This window comes from Sulfurimonas denitrificans DSM 1251 (assembly GCF_000012965.1).
GTDB lineage: Bacteria > Campylobacterota > Campylobacteria > Campylobacterales > Sulfurimonadaceae > Sulfurimonas > Sulfurimonas denitrificans.
Genome location: NC_007575.1, coordinates 1,480,890 through 1,502,733, shown reverse-complemented (window position 1 = coordinate 1,502,733; position 21,844 = coordinate 1,480,890). Strand labels below are relative to the sequence as shown.

The window sequence follows — 21,844 nt, the reverse complement described above, 5'->3', positions numbered from 1 at the left end:
AGATTACATGTCAAAAAGAGTAATAGTAGATCCAATAACAAGGATAGAAGGGCATCTAAGAGCTGAGGTAATAGTTGGAGATGATGGAGTTGTTCAAGACGCATTTGTATCTTCAACTCTATGGAGAGGTTTAGAGGTAATCGCCAAAGGTAGGGATCCAAGAAATATACCGCTTATGATGCAGAGAATTTGTGGAGTTTGTACCTACTCCCACTATCTAAAGAGCACAATGGCAGTAGAGGATGCACTGGGAATTAAAATTCCTTACAATGCAGAACTTGTAAGAACTTTGATGAATGCGGCACTTTTTATGCATGACCATGTTGTGCATTTTTATCATCTACATGGTGTTGACTGGGTTGATATAGTCTCAGCACTCTCTGCGGATGAAGAAAAGGCTAGTAAATTAGCTTTTAAATATAGTGACAATCCAATCGGAACTGGTGAGAATGAGCTTAAAAAAGTAAAAGAAAAAATTGCAAAATTTGCTAAAAATCCTCAAGGACTTGGACCTTTTGCTAACGCATATTGGGGGCATAAAACATTTAGATTTACACCTGAACAAAATCTTATTGCACTTTCGCACTACTTAAAAGCTCTTGAAATTCAAAGAATAATAGCGCAGATGATGGCAATCTTTGGTGGTAAAAATCCACATCCTCAGAGTTTGGCAGTAGGTGGAGTTACTTGTGTTATGGATATTCTTAACCCTGCTAGAATGGGTGAGTATTTAGTTAAATATCAGACTATTGCAGACTTTGTAAATAATGCTTACTATGCAGATATCGTAATGGCGGCAGAGATGTACAAAACTGAGCCTTCTGTTATGAAACCTATGGGTGTTAAAAACTTTATGGCACATCAAGACATGATGGTTGGCAGAAATGATTATCTTTTTGAGAGTGGCGTTATCATGAACGGGGATCTTAGTAAAGTATTTGAGATTGATGAAGATATGATAACTGAAGAAGCAACTCACTCATGGTATAAAGATGATGCACCGCAACACCCTTATGATGGAACAACAAATCCAAACTATACTGGTTTTGTAGATGGCGATACTGTTGGACCTGATGGAAAAATGATTAGCTCTAAAATGATAAATGAAAAAGAGAAGTACAGCTGGATTAAATCGCCAAGATATAAAGGTGAGCCTATGGAAGTTGGTCCTTTAGCATGTATGTTAGTCGGTTATGCAAAAGGAAACAAAAAAACAGTAAAAGTAGTAAATGATTTCTTAGCTAAAACAGGTGTTCCAGCAGCTGCTCTTTTTTCAACACTTGGAAGAACAGCAGGGCGAATGTTGCAGGCAAAACTAATTGCAGATAACGCTCTAGTTGCTTTTAATAACTTAATAGAAAATCTCAAAGTTGACCAAGAGACTTGTGCAACTTACACTATAGACAAAAACAGAGAGTACAAAGGAAGAGGTATGGGTGATGTACCTCGTGGAATGCTTAGTCACTGGATTAGAATTAAAAATGGTGTTGTTGAAAACTATCAAGCAGTAGTTCCATCAACTTGGAATGCAGGACCAATGGACTCTAAAGGTGCAAAAGGACCTTATGAAGCTGACTTAATCGGTCTAAAAATAGAGGATTTAACACAGCCAATAGAGATAATTAGAATTATTCATTCTTATGATCCGTGTATCGCATGTGCAGTACATGTAATGGATACAAAAGGCAAAATACTAAGCCAGTATAAGGTGGACCCGCTTTATGGCGGATGCACTATTTAAGGGAGCCATTATGCAAAGTATTAAAAAGAAAGAAAAAGATGTAGATGAGCATATTCAGATGGAGTTAGAGTTTACTACATTTTATAGATGGCACCACTGGATAAGAGTTCTTAGTATAACTGTTTTGATTATAACTGGGTTTTATCTCTCAGTTCCATATATAATTCCAGCAGTAAATGCCGAGCCTACAAATTTTATAAATGCAGAGTATAGAGCGGTGCATCAGGTGTTTGGATTTATTATGATTTCCATGTTTATAGGAAAGACGTACTATTTCTTTTTTTCTGCAAAAGATAAAATGGAGATTACCTCTTTTAGAGATTTATTTAATCTTAAAAATTGGATGAGTCAGGTAGGTTACTATCTCTTTTTAACAAAGCATCCTAAACTAACTGGCGCATATAATGTTGTTCAGTTGATGGCATATTTGATATTTTATATAGCTACAAGCGGTCTGATATTAACTGGTCTTATCTTGTACGTTCATAACTATCATGATGGTATAGGTGGAGCGCTTTATGGTAGCATGAGATATGTTGAAGCTATGTTTGGCGGTATGGCTGCTATTAGAGAGCTGCACCATGTACTTATGTGGGGAGTTATTCTTTTCATAGTTGGACACATCTATATGGTTGTTTTTAACGCTGTTTATGGAAAAGAGGGAACGGTTGACTCTATATTTAGTGGATATAGATGGAAAAGAAAACACTAGACACTGATGTTATGCATTAAAACGGACTAGTCCATTTTAATGCCAGGGACAAATGTCCCTACAACCCCATAAAGCTACGAAAAACTTTGTTTTTCGAGAACGACACTGTGCTTTATGCATTTTTATGAAAAGTGCTTAGAATCAGTTAGTCATAATAAGGACTCTTATTGAAGATTTTAATATTAGGTATAGGCAATATCCTCTTTGGCGATGAGGGGATAGGTGCTCATTTAGCAAATTTCCTTGATGAGAAGTATGAATTTAGCTCAGATGAGCATACAGTTGATATTCTTGATGGTGGGACATTGGCTCAAAGATTGATACCAATTATCACTCAGTATGATGCTGTTTTGCTTATTGATTGCGTTAATGTTGCCGATGCAAAGATTGGGGATGTTTATAGTTTTGATTTTAACGATGTTCCAGATTTTATAACTTGGAATGGAAGTGCTCATGAAGTTGAAATGCTCCAAACTCTGCAGATGATAGAGATGTTAGGAGATTTGCCTCCAACTAAAATAGTAGGAGTTATCCCTTTTGTGATAGGGGAAAACAGCACCTTTAGCATGACTGATGAAGTTTTAAAAGCTGCGGTGCTAATGGAGAGAGTAATTATAAAATACATAGAAGATTTTGGAGTGAGCGCTTCGATAAAAAGCGATATAACTTTAGAAGAAGCTTCAAAATATACATACATAAAGGGCGTTTTATGATATTGAAATTTTCATTTAGGTATCTCTCATCCTCTTTAATTTATGAGAAGATAATCCTAAGAACTCTAAAACTATTTTTACTAGACTCTACTCTAGTAAAAAATAGAGACGAGTTGCTCTTGTATGTAAAATCAGAAGATAGTGATGAGTTAGGAGCGTTTGCTCAGAGGCTCTCATTAGAACTTCCGCACTCTATATTTTTACATGCAACTGACGCTGTAGTGGTTGATGAGATGCCCACAGAGAGCTCTACTCTTGATGAAACTTCAAAACTCTCAATGCCATTTTGCCCCAAGTGTTTGGCTGAAGTTATGGATGAGACAGACGAGAACTACTACAATATTTTTCATGAATGTGAAGTTTGTGGATATGGTTTAGATGGAGAAAAAAAGAGCTATAAAGAGCAGATAACAGAGATTGCCAAAGCAGTTAATGAAGGTTTGGTAGTTGGTATAGATACATTTTATGGAAGAGTTTTTGTTGGAAAAATAGGCAAAGTGTGTAGTGATAAAGAGTTTGATATTATCAGTTATGATTTATCAACAATAGCGCACTACACAAACGCTACAAATAGTGAAATAGCCGCTATTGGAGCAATTGAGAAACCTTTTGTAAGGCTAAAAACAAATATCAAATTTAAGATGGATTTTGAAGATATAGAGAGTGAACTTATTCGTTTTAAATTGCCCGATGATTTTATTTTACATCTTCTGCTTTGCGAACTTCATAAAGTGGGAATTAACCTTATTTTTATAACAAAAGAGAAGATTTTACATGAGAGAGTATTTGAGTTAGTAAAAGGCGCAATAGAGCAAGAGCCAATAGAGATTGTAGTTGGCGATAATCATTTGGCAATACTTAGCGGTCAAAAAGGTCTCCCTTATGAAAATTTGGAAGAGAAAAAAGGTTTGATTCCTCATCTGGGTGCTTTTTTCTCAGTTATAAAAGAGCATGGTTTAGAGGATAAAACTGTAGCTGGTATAAATATAAGCAAAGAGTACCACAACAATATTTTAATCTACTCTAAAAAATTTGGAACAATTGAGTATCTCTCATTTGAGTTTAAATTTGACTCCATGAAAGAGCTACTCAAAGCAATAATGGCTACTAATGAGAGCGGTGAGAAGTTAGTGAAAAACTTTAAAAACAGCGATCCTGAACATTTTGCAGAGATATCGGAAATAGTTTTTGACGAAAAAGAGCTCAATGTTTATAAATTATGGGGCATAGTGTCCATAGTTTTGGGTTACTCAAAAGAGGCAAACCTATCAATAGCTGCAAAAGCTATAGAGGAGAATGCAACTCTGTTTTTAGGTACAAAAGGTCCCAGAATAGACTATAAACTAAAAAGAGTTGGCTCAAAAGTTTACTTAGATCCTCTTATGTGCATCAGAACTGCTATGAGTTTTAAACTTGCAAAAGTTGATAAACTAACCCTTAGTTATGGAGTTATAGAGAGTTTTGTAGAGTTTCTCTCATCTACCCTTGATGAGATAAAAGAGGAGATGAAGAGTGATGCAGTGGTTGCTACAGGCTCGCTTCTTCAAAATAGACCTATCTTTAGCAAACTCTCAAAAGAGGTCTCAGTAAATCATAATTTATTCTTTAACAAAGAGTTGCCTATTGATGGCAGAAATATCTTGTATGGTGGAAATGAGCTTTTTTGAAAAGAGTTGCTTATAGTATAAAAGGGCAGGTTCAAGGTGTTGGATTTCGCCCTTTTGTCTATAAAATGGCATTAGAGTTAGACCTAGTAGGCTTTGTAAAAAACAGCCAGAGTGGTGTAGAGATAGAAGTAGAGGGGAGGGAACAACAGCTAAATGTGTTTAATGCCTCTCTTAGTCTAAAACTCCCACCGCTAGCTAGAATTGATACCATTGTTACTAAAGATATAAAACCTCTGCAAGAAAAAAGTTTTAAAATAGTGCAAAGCTCACAAAATTCAATAAATCAAAAAACAGCTTTAATCTCCAGTGATATAGCCACATGTAAAGAGTGCTTGGATGATGTGAAAAAAGAGGGTAGATACCACAACTACTTTGCAACAAACTGTACAAACTGCGGACCTAGATACTCCATTATAAAGAGTGTCCCATATGATAGAAAAAATAGTTCTATGGATGTGTTTGAGATGTGTAGTGAGTGCAAAGAAGCGTACGAAAACCCACATGACAGAAGATACCATGCGCAGCCGATTTCATGTAATGAGTGTGGACCCTCTTTGTCTCTTTTTAAGGGGAATCAAAAAGTAGAAATAGATAAAAAAAACATTATTGAAAAGGTCGCATCTCTTATAAAGAACGGAAAAATTCTAGCCATCAAAGGTATAGGCGGCTTTCATATAGTCTGTGATGCAAATAGTGATGAGGCTCTAAAAAACTTAAGAGAGTTTAAACATAGACCGACAAAGCCTTTTGCCATCATGTGCAAAGATTTACAGCAGATAAAGGCTCTCGCAGAGGTAAGCGAGAAAGAGGAACAACTTTTGACATGTAAAGAAGCTCCCATAGTTATACTAAAAAAGCGTACATGTAATCATATCTCATCTCTTTTAGCTCCAAACATCGATAGAATCGGCTGTTTTTTACCTTACACTGCTCTTCATCATCTTCTCTTTGCTCATCTGCAAAATCCAATAGTTGCCACTAGTGCAAACCTTGGTGATGAGCCTATCATCATAAAAGCAGAAGATATCTTTAAAAAGCTCCCCTTTGTTGAATTTACGCTAGATTTTGAGCGAGAGATAATTAATGGAGTTGATGATAGTTTAGTTCAAGTTGTAGATGAAAATATGCAGGTTTTAAGGCTATCAAGAGGATACGCTCCAAAGGTAATAAAACTCCCATTTAAGAGTCAAAATATGATTTTAGCAGTCGGAGCAAATCAAAAAAACTCTGTAGCTTTTGTAATGGATGACAATATTATACTCTCTCCTCATATCGGAGATTTAAACTCTTTGGAAGCTTTTGGGTTTTTTGAGAGAACACTAGAGAGTTTTAAAAGGTTTTACGACTTTGAACCAGATATTATAGTTCATGATAGACACCCAAACTATGAAACGACAAAATGGGCTAAAAAACAGAACAAAAAGTTGGTAGAAATCGGGCATCATTTGGCTCATATTTACGCTTGTAAGGCGGAATTTGGTCTTAGCGGAGATTATGTCGGGTTTAGTTTTGATGGAACTGGCTACGGCGATGATAGCACACTTTGGGGCGGAGAGATTTTTGTAGGAGATGAACGCAAATACAGTTTCAAACAGATTAAACTCTTAGGTGGTGAGAGAGCCATAAAAGAGCCTAGACGAGTAGCACTTAGTATGCTTTTTGATGAACTCTCTTTAGAAGAGGTTTTAAAACTTGAACTAGATGTTGTAAAATCTTTTTCACATGTAGAGATAAAAATGCTGCATCAAAGCTATCTGAAAAATCTAAACGCACCAAAAAGCTCATCGGTGGGAAGGCTCTTTGATGCTATCGCTTCATTTTCAAATATCGCTCAGACAATAAGTTATGAGGGCGAGAGCGGACTTTTGTGTGAGAGCTATTATGATAAAAGCATAAAAAAATGTTTTGATTATATAGTAGAAAACGGCGTGATTGATATGAAAATAGTAGAGTACATGTTAAAGAATAAGCCAGATAAAAAAGAGTTAATCTCTACATTTATAAACACGCTTATAAAAATCATCTTAGACATTTCAAAAATCGAAAAACTAGAAGTGATTTTAAGCGGAGGAGTGTTTCAAAACAAAACACTTCTTGAGCTTACATGTAAAGAGTTAAAAGAGGAGAAAATCAAACACTATTACCAACGCCAGAGCGCTATTAATGATGGTGGCATTGCTTTGGGGCAAGCTTATTATGTTTTATCATATAATAAAAAAATATAAAATTTATATTAGATTTATATTAAAAACATATAATATGAATGCCTATTCAGAATAATGATAGAGAAATATTTTTTTTAGGATAAAAGAGGCACGGGTGCTGATGGTTTTTTTTAAAACAAACTAAATGCGCCTGAGTAAAGTGCCCTTGAGATATGAGCGTAGGTATCAGAATTTAGTCGCCATTGGGGGCATACTTCTGATACCACAATAAACAGATGAAGAGATTCCTCCATTTTACTAGGTACCCCTTGAGGGTGTAAAAAAAATTAAGGATATAAAATATGTGTAAAGATTGCGGTTGTTCTATAGTAGAACAAAGAGAGAGTCACTCTCACGAACATCACCACCATGAAGATTCTCATCACGAACATCATCATGGAGACGAACACCATGGGTCTCATAAACATCTGCATGACAATCCGCAGTTAAATGATCCAAAAACGATTTCAATAATTTCAAAAATATTAGATAAAAATGATCACGAAGCTGGGCACAATAGAGCGCATTTCAACTCGCATAATGTTTTGTCTATAAACCTTATGAGCTCTCCTGGAAGCGGAAAAACTGCACTCCTAGAGGCTTTAGTTGATGTTGCTGATTTTAAATTTAGTGTAATTGAGGGAGACCTTGAGACTAGCCGTGATGCCGATAGACTAAAGGCTAAAGGGATAGAAGCACATCAGATTCAAACAGGCTCAGCTTGTCATTTGGATGCGTTTATGGTTCATAAAGCTCTTCATCACATGGACTTAGATAGTGTGGATGTCTGTTTTGTGGAGAATGTAGGAAACTTAGTTTGTCCTGCTAGTTATGATGTAGGAAGTCACTTAAACATAGTTCTAGTAAGTATTCCAGAGGGCGAAGACAAGATCGCAAAATATCCTGTTATGTTTCGCCAAGCTGATTTGATTCTTTTTACCAAAACAGACCTGCTCCCATATTTTGAGTATGACATGCAAAAAGAGAAAGAGATGGCAAGAAAGCTAAAGCCGAGTGTTGACATACTTGAAGTGAGCACCAAAGATGAAGAGAGTATCAAGAGAGTTGCTTCTTGGATTAAGTTTAAAATGGAGATGAGATAATGTGCCTTTCAATACCATCAAAAGTAGTAAAAATCGATAGAGAAAATGAAGTGGCAACAGTCGATACTATGGGCGTGCAAAGAGAAGCCTCTTTGTCGCTTATGAGTGAAGAGGAGATTAGTATAGGCGATTATGTACTTCTGCATATCGGTTTTGTGATGAATAAGATTGATGAAGCAGAGGCGCTTGATAGTTTGGCACTTTATAGAGAAATTATAGATGCTATGAATGAAGAAGATAGGCAGTTGGCAATTTTAGAAGCAGATGAGTGTCCAAGCAGAGGAAACTAACATGGAGCTAGAACTTAAAAATTTATATGATGATTTTAGAGACGCTGACACCATAAAAGCTTATGCAAAAATCATAAACGAAGATGCAGCAAAGCTTAAAAACCCCATAAATATCATGGAAGTCTGCGGTGGACATACGCATACCATTATGAAGTACGGACTTCCTCAACTACTACCATCAAACATCAAGTTTATCCATGGTCCCGGTTGTCCTGTTTGCATCATGCCAAAAGAGAGAATTGATCACGCTTATGTTTTAAGTATGCAGCCGGAAGTTATACTTGTGACTCTAGGCGATATGATAAAAGTCCCAGGAAGCAACGGAAGCCTTCAAGATGCAAGAAGCAGAGGTGCTGATGTTCGTTTTGTTTACTCTCCTTTAGAGTGCCTAAAAATCGCAAAAGAGAATCCGACTAAAAAAATCATCTTTTTTGCTATAGGTTTTGAGACGACCACTCCAATGACGGCAGCACTTCTTGACGCGGTTATAAAAATGGGCATTAAAAATATCTACTTTCACATAAACCACGTAACTGTTCCCGAAGTAATGCGTGAGCTTATAGACTCCAGAGATATACATGTAGATAGTTACAACAACAAAATTGATGCATTTTTAGGACCCTCACATGTAAGCGTTATAAGCGGAAGCAAAATCTATGAAGAGTTCCCAAGAGACTACAATCGTCCAGTAGTTGTCGCAGGATTTGAGCCGGTTGATGTCATGCAGGCGATTAGCATGGTGGTAAAACAGTTTATAGAGGGCAGATGTGAGCTTGAGATAGAGTACAAAAGGCTAGTAACTTACGATGGAAATCTAAAAGCACAAGAGCTTATGAGTAGATATTTTGACAAAGCAGACCTCTTTAAGTGGCGAGGTTTGGGAAACATACCAAAAAGCGGACTAAAACTAAAGCTTGAATTTAAAGAGTATGATGCAGAGGTTATCTACAAAGATGTCTTGCCAATCGGCGAGATAGAAGACCATAAACTCTGCATCTGCGGAGACATTTTAAGAGGCATGGCAAGCCCTCCAGAGTGTACTATTTTTGGAACTGCATGTAAACCGACTTCACCGATAGGAAGCTGTATGGTAAGCAGCGAGGGGGCTTGCGCGGCTTATTATAAGTATGGGAATTTGGTATAAAATGAAAGAAAAAACCTACTTCGGATTGAGTGTACATATTAATAATGAAAGATATGTGTTAGAAAGTGATATTAAAAATTTACCATTTTACACTTTTTGGAAAGAGAGTGCGAGAGGTACAACTTGTTTGCTGTTAGATGGCGATAATGGAATTTACTTGCATGATTGGGAAAACTTTTGTAAGCTGTTTATAGAGACGGGAAAAATAGATTTGAAGGATAATAATTGAAGAATACAGAAAAATTAAAAAACTATTTAGTTGACAAAGATGATGCCTATTTACTAAACAAAAACAATAATGGTAACGTGATAATGATTTCTGGAAAATGGGGTAGTGGTAAAACCCATTTTTGGCAAAATGAAATAGAAACAAGCTTAAAAAAAGAACAAAAAAATAAGAAGAAAGCTTATTCTTATGTGAGTCTTTATGGTAAAACAAATATAGAATCAATAGAGATGGACTTGTTTATGAATGCTTATAACAGTGTGATTGGCGATGCTGATATTGTGAGTAAGATGTGCTCTACATCCTTATCTTACGGAAAAAAAATGGGTTCAATATTTTCTACGGTTGTTACTGCAGTTACAGCAGGAGCGGTAAAATTTGATTCAGGAAAAGTGTTTAAGGAAGTAGAAAATTTAATAGATGATGATAAGTTTACAAAAGCTGGAGAATTTTTAAATGATGGCGGAGTCGTTTGTTTCGATGATTTTGAAAGAAAATCAAAAGAGATAGATTTAAATGACTTATTCGGCTTTATTACTCAATTAACTCTTAATTTTAAATGCAAAGTAGTAATCATATTAAACAGTGATGTATTTGAAGGAAAAGAGAAGGAAATTTTTACAACCGTAAAAGAAAAAACTGTTTCAAAATATCTTATGTTTAATCCTACATGTGAAGAGCTGTTTGACATGATTTTTAAAGAGGAGAAATATAAATCTTTAAAAAATGATTCTGAAACACGAGATGAAGAAAAAATTGAAATAGTTTTGAAAAATACTTTTTGTAAAGTTGGAATTGTTAATGCAAGAATTTTAATACAAGTTTTAGATAATGTTTTAGAATGGTATAGTAAACATAGAGTTTGTACACCCTTTTATTTAGAATATTTTATTTTAGTAAATATAAATTTTATACTCAATCATCATATATTTGTAGCTACATTAGATAAAGAGGATATTAGCAAAACATTTCAATATAAGTTTGGTGAAATAGAGAGACATGAATCTAATTATAAAGATGCAACAAATTCAAGAATTAAGAGTGATGTTGAATATTTATCTACTGAGATTATGGCTTATATCTCAGATAGCAAGATGATATATAATCAAAAGGTTATAGAAAATCTTAAGACAGAAGCTTTGTTATATGAAAAGAATAATGGGACAAAATCCAAAGAAGCTGATTATGGGACAATACTATTAGATTTTATAAATAGTAATGAATCATTAATTAAAAGTTTACATTTTATGAATTATTTTAACATAGATATACACAGAGAAAGTAATAATCAGGCTGAAGTTGATATTTTAAATGAAATAAATAATTTTATCGAAACAGGAATATTATAGATGACTAAAACAATAAGCCTGGCATGCGGCAACGGCGGAGAAGAGAACAATGAACTTATCTCTAAGGTTTTTTATAAAGCCTTTAAAAATGAGATACTTGACAAAAGCGAAGATGCGGCCATCATCCATAACGGAGAGTTGGCATTTTCTACTGACAGTTTTACGGTTTCGCCTCTTTTTTTTGCGGGTGCAGACATCGGCAAGCTGGCAGTCTGCGGTACATGTAACGATCTTGCAATGATGGGTGCGAAGCCGAAGTATTTGACATGTAGTGTTATCATCGAAGAGGGTTTTGAGACTAGAGAGCTTGAGCGTATTGTGCGAAGTATGAAAAAAGAGCTTGAGATTAACGGGGCTATTGTTGTGAGTGGCGATACTAAAGTTGTGCCTCGTGGAAGTGTCGATAAGATTTTCATAAACACTAGCGGAATAGGCGAAGTTATAAAAAAAGGCATCAGCTCCAACAACATAACTAAGGATGATGTCATCATCATAAACCGTGATGTCGGCTGTCACGGGGCGGCTATTTTTGTTGCTCGTGAGGGTATTGAGATGAGCAGTTCACTCAAAAGCGATTGCGAGTCGCTTTATCCTCAGGTGAAGGCTCTGTTGGATGCAGGCATAAAGATAACAGCCATGAGAGATGCGACAAGAGGCGGAGTAAGTGCGGTTTTAAACGAGTGGTCAAGACAGTCAAATGTCTGCATCGAGGTTGAAGAGGAGAGTATTCCAGTTAGCGATGAGGTAAAAGGTATCTGCGAGATGCTGGGTTTTGAAGCAGCATCTTTAGCCAATGAGGGTACTTTTGTATTGGCGGTAAACCATGAAGATGCACCAAGAGCGGTGGAGATTTTAAAAACATTTGAGAGCTGTTCAAGAGCCACAATTATCGCCAAAGTGACGGATACGCATCCCAAAAAAGTGGTTTTAAACAGCAGTTGGGGAACTTCAAGATTTTTAGACACTCCAAGCGGCGAACTGCTTCCTAGAATCTGCTAAAGAGATGAAAATACTTCTAATCGTATCGGCATTTAACTCTCTTACCCAAAGAGTGTTTTGTGAGCTTCAAGATATGAATCACGAGGTTTCTGTGCAGTATGCGATAAGCAATGAGGCGATGATGCAGAGTGTTGAAGAGTTTGCGCCAGATATTATCTTTTGTCCTTACTTGAAAAAGTATCTCCCATGTGAGATTTTTTTAAACACTCCGACTTACATACTTCATCCCGGTATCAGAGGCGACAGAGGGCATAATTCGCTAGACCATGCCCTCAAAGAGGATAAAAAAGAGTGGGGAGTCGTAATCCTTAGAGCAAACGAAGAGCTTGATGGCGGAGATATTTACGCAGAAGTCAGATTTCTTATGCGAGAGAGTTACAAGGCTTCCATATATAGAAATGAAGTAGCATCTGCCGCTTCAAAAGCTCTTAAAATTTTTCTAAAAAATCTACATGATAAAGATTATAAACCTACTCCTCAGTTAAAATCGCCTATACATCCGTATCTTACTCAACAAGAGAGAGCTATTGATTGGCAAAAAGAGACTACAAAAGAGATTATAAAAAAGATACATGTAAGCGATAGTTACCCTGGTGTTAAGGATGAATTTTTGGGAGTTGAGTGCTATCTTTTTGGTGCGTGGCAAGAGAGTAGTTTAAAAGGAGAGCCAAAGGAGATAATCGCAAAAAGAGATGGTGCGGTTTGTGTTGGAACTATTGATGGCGCTCTTTGGATAAGCCACATGTTAGAAGTAGGAAAGTTTAAACTCCCCTCGACCTATATTTTAAAAGAGAAGATAAAGGGTGTTAAAGAGGTGCGAATACCTTTGATTAGTGAAGTCGGAGAGATCACTTTTCATGAGATAAGCTCTAAAGTGATGGGTGAAGTTGGGTATTTGTACTTTAATTTTCACAATGGCGCCATGCACTCTGAGCAGTGCATAAGGCTAAAATATGCGTTTGAGTATCTAAGGGAGAGCTGCAAGGTTGTAGTTCTGATGGGCGGAGCGGATTTTTTTAGCAACGGGATTCATCTAAACATACTCCAAGACTCCAAAAAGCAGGGGGAAGATGGTTGGAGTAACATCAACGCTATGAATGATGTCGTAAAATCAATACTTTTTGCAGATGATGTTGTCACGGTTGCGTCTTTAGGCAAAAATGCAGGGGCAGGTGGAGTTTTTTTGGCTCTTGCATGTGATTACGCCGTTGCACGAGAAGGAGTCGTTTTAAATCCGCACTATAAAACTTTGGGGCTTAGCGGTAGCGAATACCACACCTATACGCTAGAAAAAAGAGTTGGTAAAGTAAAAGCTGATGAGCTTTTAACAAAGTGCCTACCTCTAAGTGCAAACAAAGCTAAGAAAATCGGTATGATTGATGAAGTTTTTGAAGAGAATAACTACTTTGATTCTTTAGATGAGTTTGCTCAAAAATTATGCGAAGACGGCGATAAATATAGTGATTTTTTATATGATAAAGAGGATTTTTTGTCTAAAAATGGTTATATGATAGAGCAGAAAAAAGAGCAAGAGTTGAAAATCATGTATCCAGAGTTTTGGGATAAAGATAGCTCTTTTCATAAACTAAGATATGATTTTGTCTATAAAGTGTGTTCCATTGAAACACCTAAAAGACTAAAATAAGAGGCACTAGTGCGTGACAAAATAAAATCAAGGAATAATAATAATGCATGAATATAGTATAGTCCAATCACTTTTAGACTCATGTGAAGAGAACGCTTCAAAAAACAGTGCTACAAAAGTAACCAAGGTTGTTATAAAAATAGGCGTTATGAGCGGGGTTGAACCTGAACTACTAAGAACTGCATTTGAGACTTTCAAAGAGAAAACTATCTGCGAAGAGGCTGAGTTTATCATAAACATTCAACCAGTTATCATAAAGTGCAATAGCTGTTTAAATGAGGCAACGATAGAGGGCATCGAGTACCTCTGCCCAAAATGCAAAAGTGCAGATTTAAGAGTTCTTGATGGAGAAGATATGTACCTGATGCAATTAGAGCTTGAGTAGAAATTTTTAAAAAAAAAGAGAGTTATTTTGGAGATATTTCGCCAAATAATTTGAAAAAAGATATAATCAAAAGCTTAAAATAGATGAGTGTTAAGTGAGTGAACTTGTGTCCAATAAATAAGGAGCATTCCAGAGTATATGAGCAAGATATGTATTATAGGACTTGGCTATGTTGGGCTTCCATTGGCTCATGCATTTAGTAAAAAGTATGAAGTGGTTGGGTTTGATATAAATAAATCAAGAGTAGATGAGCTAAATAGTGGGTTTGATAGAACATTAGAGCTCTCACAAACTCAAATTAAATCATCTCTTGATAATGGTATGAAAGTTACTTTAAACATTGAAGATATCAAAGACTCTAACATTTATATAGTAACTGTCCCAACCCCAATAGATCAGACCAATCAGCCAGATTTAACTCCCATCATAAGATCAACTCAGAGTGTTGGTGAAGTGCTTAAAGAGGGTGATATAGTTATTTATGAATCTACTGTTTATCCAGGTGTTACAGAAGAGATTTGTGTGCCGATACTAGAAGAGTTTAGTGGACTCAAATTTAATAAAACATTTTTTTGTGGCTACTCTCCAGAGAGAATTAATCCTGGAGATAAAGAGCATACAGTTGAAAATATATTAAAAATAACCTCAGGTTCTACCCCAGAGATAGCCAAAAAAGTAGATGACTTATATAAATCTATAATAAGAGCAGGCACACATCTAGCTCCTACAATCAAGGTGGCAGAAGCTGCAAAAGTGGTAGAAAACACTCAACGAGATGTAAACATAGCTCTTATAAATGAGCTTGCCATGATATTTGACTTAATGAATATCAATACTTATGATGTAATAGAAGCAGCAGCAACTAAATGGAACTTTATCAAGCTTTTCCCAGGGCTTGTAGGCGGGCATTGTATAGGTGTTGATCCATATTATCTTACACATAAAGCACAATCTTTGGGATATATGCCAAATTTAATTTTGGGTGCAAGACAGATAAATAACGGTATGAGTAAGCTCATAGCGGATAAAACTATTAAACTTATGGTTAAATTTGATAAGAAGTTAAAAAATGCAAAAATCTTAATTTTGGGTGTTACATTTAAAGAGAATTGCCCAGATATGAGAAACTCTAAAGTACTCGATATCATAAAAGAGCTACAAGAGTTTGAATGCTATGTTGAAGTGTATGATTATTGGGTTGATAAAAGTGATAGAGAAACAAAAAAATTAAATTTTATAGATGAATTACCGCTCAATAGCAAAAAATATGACTCAATTATTGTAGCAGTTGGACATGATAAATTTAAAGAAATTTCTACAGACGATTATGCAAATATGTCAAATGCAGAACCTATAATAGTAGATGTTAAAGGTTTGGTAGAAAAGCCAACATGGAGACTCTAGAGATGTCAAAGAAAAAGAATTTTGCTCTAATTGGTGCCAGTGGATATATAGCTCCAAGGCACATGAGGGCTATAAAAGAGACAGGACATGAACTCCTTGTTGCACTTGACCCATATGATGGAATAGGAATCATAGATAGTAACTTTGCAGAAGCTGATTTTTTCACAGAATTTGAGTGCTTTGCAAGCTTTATCGACCAATGGCATAGAGATAAAAAACAGAGTATCGAGTACATAACCATAGCATCGCCAAACTATCTTCATAGCTCCCATATACGATTTGCTTTGCTTAATGGCGCACATGCTATATGTGAAAAACCACTAGTTTTAAATCCTAAAGAGATAGATGAACTCTTAGCAATTGAGGCGCAAAGAGGGAAGAGAGTTTATACTATTTTGCAATTAAGATTGCATGACTCTATCATTGCACTTAAAAATAAAATAACCAAAGAGTTAGAGAAAAACCCTTCTAAAGTTTATGATATTGATTTGACATATTTAACGAGTAGAGGAAAATGGTATTTTGCCTCATGGAAAGGGGATGAAGCAAAAAGTGGCGGCATAGCTTCAAATATTGGAGTTCATTTCTTTGATATGCTCTCTTGGATATTTGGTGATGTTGAAGAAAATATTGTTCATGTAAAACAAGCAGATACAAATGCAGGGTTTATAAAACTAAGCCATGCAAATGTTAGATGGTTTTTGAGTGTAAATTATAACTATATTCCAGATGAAGTAAAAGCGACAGGAAAGAGAACTTTTAGAAGTATCAAAGTTGACTCTGAAGAGTTTGAGTTTAGTGATGGTTTTGCAGATTTGCATACTATTAGTTATAAAGATATACTAAATGGTGGTGGATTTGGATTAGAGGATGCAAGAAATTCTATAAATATAGTTTCAGAGATTCGAAGCCTCACTCCTCTTGGACTTCAAGGTGATTATCATCCATTTTGTAAAAAGGTACTAATATAATGACCTCTTTTTTTGCTCACGAATCTTGCTATATAGATAGCAGTGTAAAAATAGGCGAAAAGACGAAAATTTGGCATTTTTCACATATATTAAGTGGCAGTGAGATTGGTAAAAACTGCTCTTTTGGACAGAACTGTGTAGTGGGACCAAATGTTAAAATAGGCTCTGGGGTAAAAGCCCAAAATAATATCTCGATATATGAGGGTGTAGAGATAGAGGATGATGTTTTTTTAGGTCCTTCTTGCGTGTTTACAAATGTAACCAACCCAAGAGCTTTCATAAGTAGAAAACAGGAATTTAAAAAGACACTACTTAAGCGTGGCTGTACTATTGGAGCAAATGCAACCATAATCTGCGGAGTTACTATAGGCGAATATGCGCTTATAGGAAGCGGAACAGTTGTAAATAGAGATGTAAAACCTTACGCTCTTATGGTTGGCGTTCCTGCAAAACAGATAGGTTGGGTTAGTAAGGCGGCAAATACGCTGAAGTTTGATGAAGATGGCATAGCAACTGATAGCTTTGATAGCAGTAGGTACAAAATACAAAACAGTAATTTAATTTTGATAGAAGAGTGAAAATGAAGATTGTAGAGAGATTGTAGTTGATAAACAAACTTAGACCAAAATCAGAGTTTCGCCGTAATATTTTAACGCTCATGATGGGCACAACTATAGCTCAATCCATCCCCATAGCCATAAGTCCGATACTCACTCGAATCTATACACCTGAAGATTTTGGAGTCTTTGCGCTCTACATGGCGATAGCAGCAATTCTATCTGTTATCGCAACAGGACGATATGAGATGGCTATAATGCTTCCAAAAAAAGATGAAGATGCTATAAATATTGTCGCACTATCTCTTATCATATCTTTTTTTGTAAGTTTTATATCTTTTGTCATAGTGTTTGTCTTCAATGTTCAAATCACAAACGTACTAAAAAATCCTGAAATATCAAATTGGCTCTATTTTATCCCTATCACAGTGCTACTTACAGGAATTTATCAAAGTTTTAATTACTGGTCAAATAGAAAAAAAGAGTACAAGCGGCTTGCAATCAGCAAAGTGGTGCAAAGCAGTTCAAGTGCTACAGTAAATCTTGGTATGGGATTTAATGGTTTTGGAAGTAGTGGACTTATACTAGGCGGAGTTTTTGGACAGAGTATAGCTACTGCTTTTTTGATAAAGATGGTTTGGAAAATTGATAAAAGTAAAATGGAGTATATTAAAAAAATAAAAATATTTGCATTACTAAAAAAATATATCAAACAACCAAAATATGCTTTGCCAACGACCCTGCTAGACACTATCTCTTTGAAAATACCTACATTAGCCATCTCATCACTATATCAAAGTTTAACATTGGTTGGGCATTACATGTTGGTAGAGCGAATGCTCTCAGTACCCGCTGGGCTAATTGGCGGAGCTATCGGGCAAAATTTTTATCAAGAATTTTCTAATAGGATAAATAGCAATAAAAAAGAGTCGGCAAAATTACTTTTATTAAAAGTTTGGACTCTTTTATTTGCTATTGGCATTGTTCCAACGATTTTGATATTTTTTTACGCAGAAGAACTATTCTCTTTTCTTTTTGGAGAAAACTGGAAAGAAGCGGGTGTAATAGCTGCTGTTTTAGTTTGGATGTACCTATTTTCATTTATATCCTCACCAACAAGTGGTGCTTATTTAGTTTTAGGACTTCAAAATATAGGATTTTATTTTGGAGTAGCTCAATTAATTGGTAAAGTTATTAGTGTTAGCGTATTAGTAATGTCAAATAATATATTGCTATTTTTTTACTCTTTAGCGGGCATAGAGATATTTTTAATTTTTTTATACAACATAGTTATATTGAATAAGATATATAAAAAATGAAGCTACTCTTACTCTCAGATTCTAACTCTGTGCACACCATAAAGTGGGCTACATCTTTAGCTAAAAGCGGCATAGATATTATTATTTTTTCTTTAGCAGAGCTGAGTGTAAAAGATTATGACAATATTAAAAATATCAACATAAAAACATTAGGCGAAATTCTCAGTAGAGATGAGAGCACTTTATCAAAGCTTAAATATTTAAAAGCTCTGTCTGCTATAAAAGAGATAATCAAAGAGTTTCAACCCGATATTCTTCATGCACATTATGCTTCTAGCTATGGATTACTTGGGGCTTTGAGCGGTTTTTCTCCCTTTGTTTTGTCTGTATGGGGTAGTGATGTATTTAGTTTTCCTTTAAAATCACCTCTGCATAAGTTCATACTAAAATACAATCTAAAAAAAGCAGATAAGATTTTATCTACTTCACATGTAATGGCAAAAGAGACAAAATTATATACAAACAAAGAGATAGAAGTGACTCCATTTGGGGTAGATATGGAACAATTTAAGCCAATGGAAGTTAAAAGTTTATTTGAAAAAGATAACATAGTTATTGGTACGCTAAAAGCGCTTGAGACAAAATATGGAATTGAGTACTTAATAAGAGCATTTAAAATTGTTAGTGAGAAGTATTCAAACCTTCCTCTAAAGCTTTTAATTGTAGGTGGTGGAAGTTTAGAGTTAGAGCTCAAGCAGTTGGTAAAAGATTTAAAAATTGATAATAAGACAATATTTACTGGAAAAATACCATTTGTAGAAGTTCCAATATATCATAATATGCTATCACTATTTGTATCGGTGTCACAGAGTGAAAGCTTTGGAGTTGCAATAATAGAAGCTTCCTCTTGTGCTAAACCTGTTGTTGTATCAAATGTGGGCGGACTTCCTGAAGTAGTAGAAGATGGAGTGAGTGGCTTTGTGGTACCTCCTAAAAATCCGCAAGAGACGGCAGAAGCTATAGAAAAGTTAGCCTTAGATAAAAATCTAAGAGAACGTATTGGTAAAAATGGCAGAGAAAGGGTAAAAAACCTCTATAATTGGAGTGATAATGTAAGGCAGATGATAGGAATATATGAGGAGTTGTTAAAATGAAAATACTCACAATATTGGGAGCGCGTCCTCAGTTTATAAAAGCTGGTAGCGTTTCAAGAGAAATTGCAAAGCATAAAGAGATAAAAGAGATTATAGTCCATACTGGGCAGCACTATGATGCAAATATGAGTGATATTTTTTTTAAAGAGATGCAGATACCCAAACCTGAGTATTTTTTAGGCATTGGTGGGAAGTCTCATGGCGCTATGACTGGGCAGATGATAGAGAAGATAGAGGAAGTTGCACTTGAAGTAAAACCTGATTGGATAATGGTTTATGGCGATACAAACTCCACACTAGCAGGTGCCATAGTAGCTTCAAAACTTCATATAAAACTAGCACATGTAGAAGCTGGTCTGAGAAGTTTCAATATGAAAATGCCAGAAGAGATAAACAGAATACTCACAGATAGAGTAAGCAACATTCTGTTTTGCCCAACAGACATAGCAGTGCAAAATCTTAAAAATGAAGGGTTCGAGAACTTTACATGTAAGATAGTAAAAAGTGGTGATGTTATGCAAGATGGAGCAATTTTTTATAAAAATCTTGCAGTTAAACCAGTATGCGATATAAAAGATGATTTTATACTTTGCACTATTCATAGAGCTGAGAATACAGATGATGAAACAAGATTAAAGAGCATCTTTGAAGCTCTAAGCGAAATAGCAAAAGAGAGACAAATCATTTTACCACTTCATCCAAGAACAAAAAAGATAGTTGAAGATTTAAAATTAAACACTCAAAATTTAACATTACTAGACCCAGTTGGCTATCTTGAGATGGTATGGCTCATAGATAATTGTAGCTTAGTCATGACAGATAGCGGTGGAGTACAAAAAGAGGCATATTTTTTTGAGAAGCCCTGCATCACACTAAGAGATGAGACGGAATGGCTTGAGTTAGTAGAGTGTGGAGTAAATACTTTAGCAGGTGCAGATAAAGAGAAGATAGTAGAAGCCTACAAGAGCAATTTAAAATTTAAAATTATTTATCCTCAAAAATTAGATTTATACGGTAGTTGCGCTAGTGAGAAAATTATAATAGAACTATTGTCTTATGAATAAAAAAATTTTAATTATTAATGAATATGCAGGCAGCCCAAGATATGGTATGACATTTAGGCACTATTATCTTGCTAAAGAGTTCATCAATAAAGGTTATAAAACTACAATAATCACTGCTTCGTACTCTCACTTTTTAAAAAAGTTTCCAAATATGCAAAACAGTTCATATAAAAATGAAAATATTGATGGTGTAGATTATCTTTGGGTAAAAGTTATGAAATATTCTAAATCATTTGATAAAAAAAGAGCATTAAAGTGGTTTGAATTTGCTTATAAACTTTTTTTTGTTACTAAATATTTAGATGAAAAGCCAGATATAATAATCTGCTCAACAACTGCACCTTTTGCAATTATTCCAGCATATTATTTATCAAAAAAATTTAATGCAAAGCTAGTATTTGAAGTAAGAGATATCTGGCCTATGACTCTTGTTGAGATTGGTGGTTTTTCAAAAAATAATCTATTTATAAAATTTATGGGTTTATTTGAGAAGTTTGCATTAAAAAAGTCCGATATTTTAGTCTCAAATCTTCAAAATTATACAGAACATGTAAAAGAGCTGGGTATCAATAGAGAAGCTAACTGGGTTTCAAATGGAATTTTTTTACAAGAGATGAAAAATATAAAAAAGTTGGATGTATCTATTTCAGATTTAATTCCCAAAAATAGATTTATTATTGGATACACAGGTAAATTAGGCATCTCAAATGCTATTACTTATCTAATAGAAGCTGCAGAGATTTTAGCAAAACATAGTGACATTTACTTTGTGATTGTAGGCGATGGGCAAGAGAAAGAAAATTTAATAAAAAAAGCAGAAGCTTTATCAAATGTTATTTTTATTGATTCAATAGAAAAATTGGAAATTCACTCAATGCTTGAGCTGTTTGATGTCTGTTATATAGGACTCCAAAAAGAAAAACTTTTTAAATACGGAGTCTCTCCAAACAAGTTATACGATTACATGTATAGTGCTAAACCAATCTTACACTCTATTGATACGTCAAATAATATCGTTGGCTTGTCTAATTGTGGTATATCTGTTGAGGCTGAAAATTCAAAAGAGATAGCTACTGCCATATTGAAATTTTATAATATGGACAAAACAGAAAGGGACAATTTTGGGGGAAATGCAAAATCTTATGTACTTGAACATTTTACTTATGATAAGCTAGCTGAAAAATTTATAAGAATACTCAATTGTGAAATTTATAAGTAGTAAAAAGTTTTTATTGTAAGTTAAACAAAACTTAAAGC

At 35.0% G+C, this 21,844-nt stretch carries 20 protein-coding genes; all 20 read left to right on the top strand.

Annotated features, from left to right (window positions below):
- Positions 1-7 precede the first annotated feature (7 nt).
- The 20 genes from SUDEN_RS07500 to SUDEN_RS07405 all read left to right on the top strand — a co-directional run bounded on the left by SUDEN_RS07500 (position 8) and on the right by SUDEN_RS07405 (position 21,806).
- The gene (locus SUDEN_RS07500; RefSeq protein WP_011373064.1) at positions 8-1,741 is read left to right on the top strand and encodes a nickel-dependent hydrogenase large subunit; all 1,734 of its coding nucleotides are present in this window, start codon (positions 8-10) and stop codon (positions 1,739-1,741) included.
- A gap of 10 nt (positions 1,742-1,751) precedes the next feature.
- Positions 1,752-2,453: a Ni/Fe-hydrogenase, b-type cytochrome subunit gene (gene cybH / locus SUDEN_RS07495; RefSeq protein WP_041672535.1), complete on the top strand. Its 702-nt coding sequence runs from the start codon at positions 1,752-1,754 to the stop codon at positions 2,451-2,453.
- A 167-nt stretch (positions 2,454-2,620) separates the two neighbouring features.
- Positions 2,621-3,166, top strand: a complete 546-nt coding sequence (locus tag SUDEN_RS07490) for a HyaD/HybD family hydrogenase maturation endopeptidase (RefSeq protein ID WP_011373062.1) — start codon at positions 2,621-2,623, stop codon at positions 3,164-3,166.
- A complete protein-coding gene (locus SUDEN_RS07485; protein WP_011373061.1) occupies positions 3,163-4,833 on the top strand; it encodes a hypothetical protein in 1,671 nt (556 codons plus the stop codon). Before SUDEN_RS07490 ends, SUDEN_RS07485 begins: the two co-directional genes overlap by 4 nt.
- Positions 4,830-7,058, top strand: a complete 2,229-nt coding sequence (gene hypF, locus SUDEN_RS07480) for a carbamoyltransferase HypF (protein ID WP_011373060.1) — start codon at positions 4,830-4,832, stop codon at positions 7,056-7,058. The genes SUDEN_RS07485 and hypF overlap by 4 nt, the downstream gene beginning before the upstream one ends.
- Positions 7,059-7,339: 281 nt before the next feature.
- Positions 7,340-8,140, top strand: coding sequence for a hydrogenase nickel incorporation protein HypB (hypB, locus tag SUDEN_RS07475; RefSeq protein WP_011373059.1), 801 nt, complete (start codon positions 7,340-7,342; stop codon positions 8,138-8,140).
- Positions 8,140-8,430 carry a HypC/HybG/HupF family hydrogenase formation chaperone gene (locus tag SUDEN_RS07470; protein ID WP_011373058.1) on the top strand — a complete coding sequence of 97 codons (291 nt, stop codon included), beginning with the start codon at positions 8,140-8,142 and terminating at the stop codon, positions 8,428-8,430. Before hypB ends, SUDEN_RS07470 begins: the two co-directional genes overlap by 1 nt.
- Before the next feature lies 1 nt (position 8,431).
- Entirely contained in the window at positions 8,432-9,574 is a 1,143-nt protein-coding gene (hypD, locus tag SUDEN_RS07465; protein WP_011373057.1) for a hydrogenase formation protein HypD, read from the top strand.
- Position 9,575: 1 nt separating this feature from the next.
- Complete coding sequence (locus SUDEN_RS07460; RefSeq protein ID WP_148153550.1) at positions 9,576-9,803, top strand: hypothetical protein; 228 nt, start codon at positions 9,576-9,578, stop codon at positions 9,801-9,803.
- Positions 9,800-11,149 carry a P-loop NTPase fold protein gene (locus SUDEN_RS07455; protein WP_011373056.1) on the top strand — a complete coding sequence of 450 codons (1,350 nt, stop codon included), beginning with the start codon at positions 9,800-9,802 and terminating at the stop codon, positions 11,147-11,149. The genes SUDEN_RS07460 and SUDEN_RS07455 overlap by 4 nt, the downstream gene beginning before the upstream one ends.
- The gene (hypE, locus tag SUDEN_RS07450; protein ID WP_011373055.1) at positions 11,150-12,148 is read left to right on the top strand and encodes a hydrogenase expression/formation protein HypE; all 999 of its coding nucleotides are present in this window, start codon (positions 11,150-11,152) and stop codon (positions 12,146-12,148) included. It abuts the gene before it with no gap.
- Between the two features lie 4 nt (positions 12,149-12,152).
- Positions 12,153-13,793 (top strand): hydrogenase maturation protein, encoded by a 1,641-nt coding sequence (locus SUDEN_RS07445; protein WP_011373054.1) that lies wholly within the window; start codon positions 12,153-12,155, stop codon positions 13,791-13,793.
- 43 nt (positions 13,794-13,836) lie between these two features.
- Positions 13,837-14,178 (top strand): hydrogenase/urease nickel incorporation protein HypA, encoded by a 342-nt coding sequence (gene hypA / locus SUDEN_RS07440; protein WP_011373053.1) that lies wholly within the window; start codon positions 13,837-13,839, stop codon positions 14,176-14,178.
- Between the two features lie 138 nt (positions 14,179-14,316).
- Complete coding sequence (locus tag SUDEN_RS07435; RefSeq protein ID WP_011373052.1) at positions 14,317-15,582, top strand: nucleotide sugar dehydrogenase; 1,266 nt, start codon at positions 14,317-14,319, stop codon at positions 15,580-15,582.
- Between the two features lie 2 nt (positions 15,583-15,584).
- Positions 15,585-16,553 carry a Gfo/Idh/MocA family protein gene (locus SUDEN_RS07430; protein WP_011373051.1) on the top strand — a complete coding sequence of 323 codons (969 nt, stop codon included), beginning with the start codon at positions 15,585-15,587 and terminating at the stop codon, positions 16,551-16,553.
- Positions 16,553-17,131, top strand: a complete 579-nt coding sequence (locus SUDEN_RS07425; protein ID WP_011373050.1) for an acyltransferase — start codon at positions 16,553-16,555, stop codon at positions 17,129-17,131. The genes SUDEN_RS07430 and SUDEN_RS07425 overlap by 1 nt, the downstream gene beginning before the upstream one ends.
- A gap of 26 nt (positions 17,132-17,157) precedes the next feature.
- Entirely contained in the window at positions 17,158-18,429 is a 1,272-nt protein-coding gene (locus SUDEN_RS07420; protein WP_041672277.1) for a lipopolysaccharide biosynthesis protein, read from the top strand.
- Positions 18,426-19,523 carry a glycosyltransferase gene (locus SUDEN_RS07415; protein WP_011373048.1) on the top strand — a complete coding sequence of 366 codons (1,098 nt, stop codon included), beginning with the start codon at positions 18,426-18,428 and terminating at the stop codon, positions 19,521-19,523. Before SUDEN_RS07420 ends, SUDEN_RS07415 begins: the two co-directional genes overlap by 4 nt.
- The gene (gene wecB, locus SUDEN_RS07410) at positions 19,520-20,587 is read left to right on the top strand and encodes a non-hydrolyzing UDP-N-acetylglucosamine 2-epimerase (protein WP_011373047.1); all 1,068 of its coding nucleotides are present in this window, start codon (positions 19,520-19,522) and stop codon (positions 20,585-20,587) included. Before SUDEN_RS07415 ends, wecB begins: the two co-directional genes overlap by 4 nt.
- Positions 20,580-21,806, top strand: a complete 1,227-nt coding sequence (locus SUDEN_RS07405) for a glycosyltransferase family 4 protein (RefSeq protein WP_011373046.1) — start codon at positions 20,580-20,582, stop codon at positions 21,804-21,806. Before wecB ends, SUDEN_RS07405 begins: the two co-directional genes overlap by 8 nt.
- The last annotated feature ends 38 nt before the right edge of the window (positions 21,807-21,844 follow it).

What these genes read in the sequence shown, in the direction of transcription:
- SUDEN_RS07500 (WP_011373064.1), top strand. Translation starts at nt 8, where the DNA reads ATGTCAAAAAGAGTAATAGTAGATCCAATAACAAGGATAGAAGGGCAT.
- SUDEN_RS07425 (WP_011373050.1), top strand. Translation starts at nt 16,553, where the DNA reads ATGACCTCTTTTTTTGCTCACGAATCTTGCTATATAGATAGCAGTGTA.
- SUDEN_RS07485 (WP_011373061.1), top strand. Translation starts at nt 3,163, where the DNA reads ATGATATTGAAATTTTCATTTAGGTATCTCTCATCCTCTTTAATTTAT.
- hypB (WP_011373059.1), top strand. Translation starts at nt 7,340, where the DNA reads ATGTGTAAAGATTGCGGTTGTTCTATAGTAGAACAAAGAGAGAGTCAC.
- SUDEN_RS07435 (WP_011373052.1), top strand. Translation starts at nt 14,317, where the DNA reads ATGAGCAAGATATGTATTATAGGACTTGGCTATGTTGGGCTTCCATTG.
- SUDEN_RS07415 (WP_011373048.1), top strand. Translation starts at nt 18,426, where the DNA reads ATGAAGCTACTCTTACTCTCAGATTCTAACTCTGTGCACACCATAAAG.
- wecB (WP_011373047.1), top strand. Translation starts at nt 19,520, where the DNA reads ATGAAAATACTCACAATATTGGGAGCGCGTCCTCAGTTTATAAAAGCT.
- SUDEN_RS07405 (WP_011373046.1), top strand. Translation starts at nt 20,580, where the DNA reads ATGAATAAAAAAATTTTAATTATTAATGAATATGCAGGCAGCCCAAGA.
- cybH (WP_041672535.1), top strand. Translation starts at nt 1,752, where the DNA reads ATGCAAAGTATTAAAAAGAAAGAAAAAGATGTAGATGAGCATATTCAG.
- hypE (WP_011373055.1), top strand. Translation starts at nt 11,150, where the DNA reads ATGACTAAAACAATAAGCCTGGCATGCGGCAACGGCGGAGAAGAGAAC.
- hypA (WP_011373053.1), top strand. Translation starts at nt 13,837, where the DNA reads ATGCATGAATATAGTATAGTCCAATCACTTTTAGACTCATGTGAAGAG.
- SUDEN_RS07445 (WP_011373054.1), top strand. Translation starts at nt 12,153, where the DNA reads ATGAAAATACTTCTAATCGTATCGGCATTTAACTCTCTTACCCAAAGA.
- hypD (WP_011373057.1), top strand. Translation starts at nt 8,432, where the DNA reads ATGGAGCTAGAACTTAAAAATTTATATGATGATTTTAGAGACGCTGAC.
- SUDEN_RS07470 (WP_011373058.1), top strand. Translation starts at nt 8,140, where the DNA reads ATGTGCCTTTCAATACCATCAAAAGTAGTAAAAATCGATAGAGAAAAT.
- SUDEN_RS07430 (WP_011373051.1), top strand. Translation starts at nt 15,585, where the DNA reads ATGTCAAAGAAAAAGAATTTTGCTCTAATTGGTGCCAGTGGATATATA.
- SUDEN_RS07460 (WP_148153550.1), top strand. Translation starts at nt 9,576, where the DNA reads ATGAAAGAAAAAACCTACTTCGGATTGAGTGTACATATTAATAATGAA.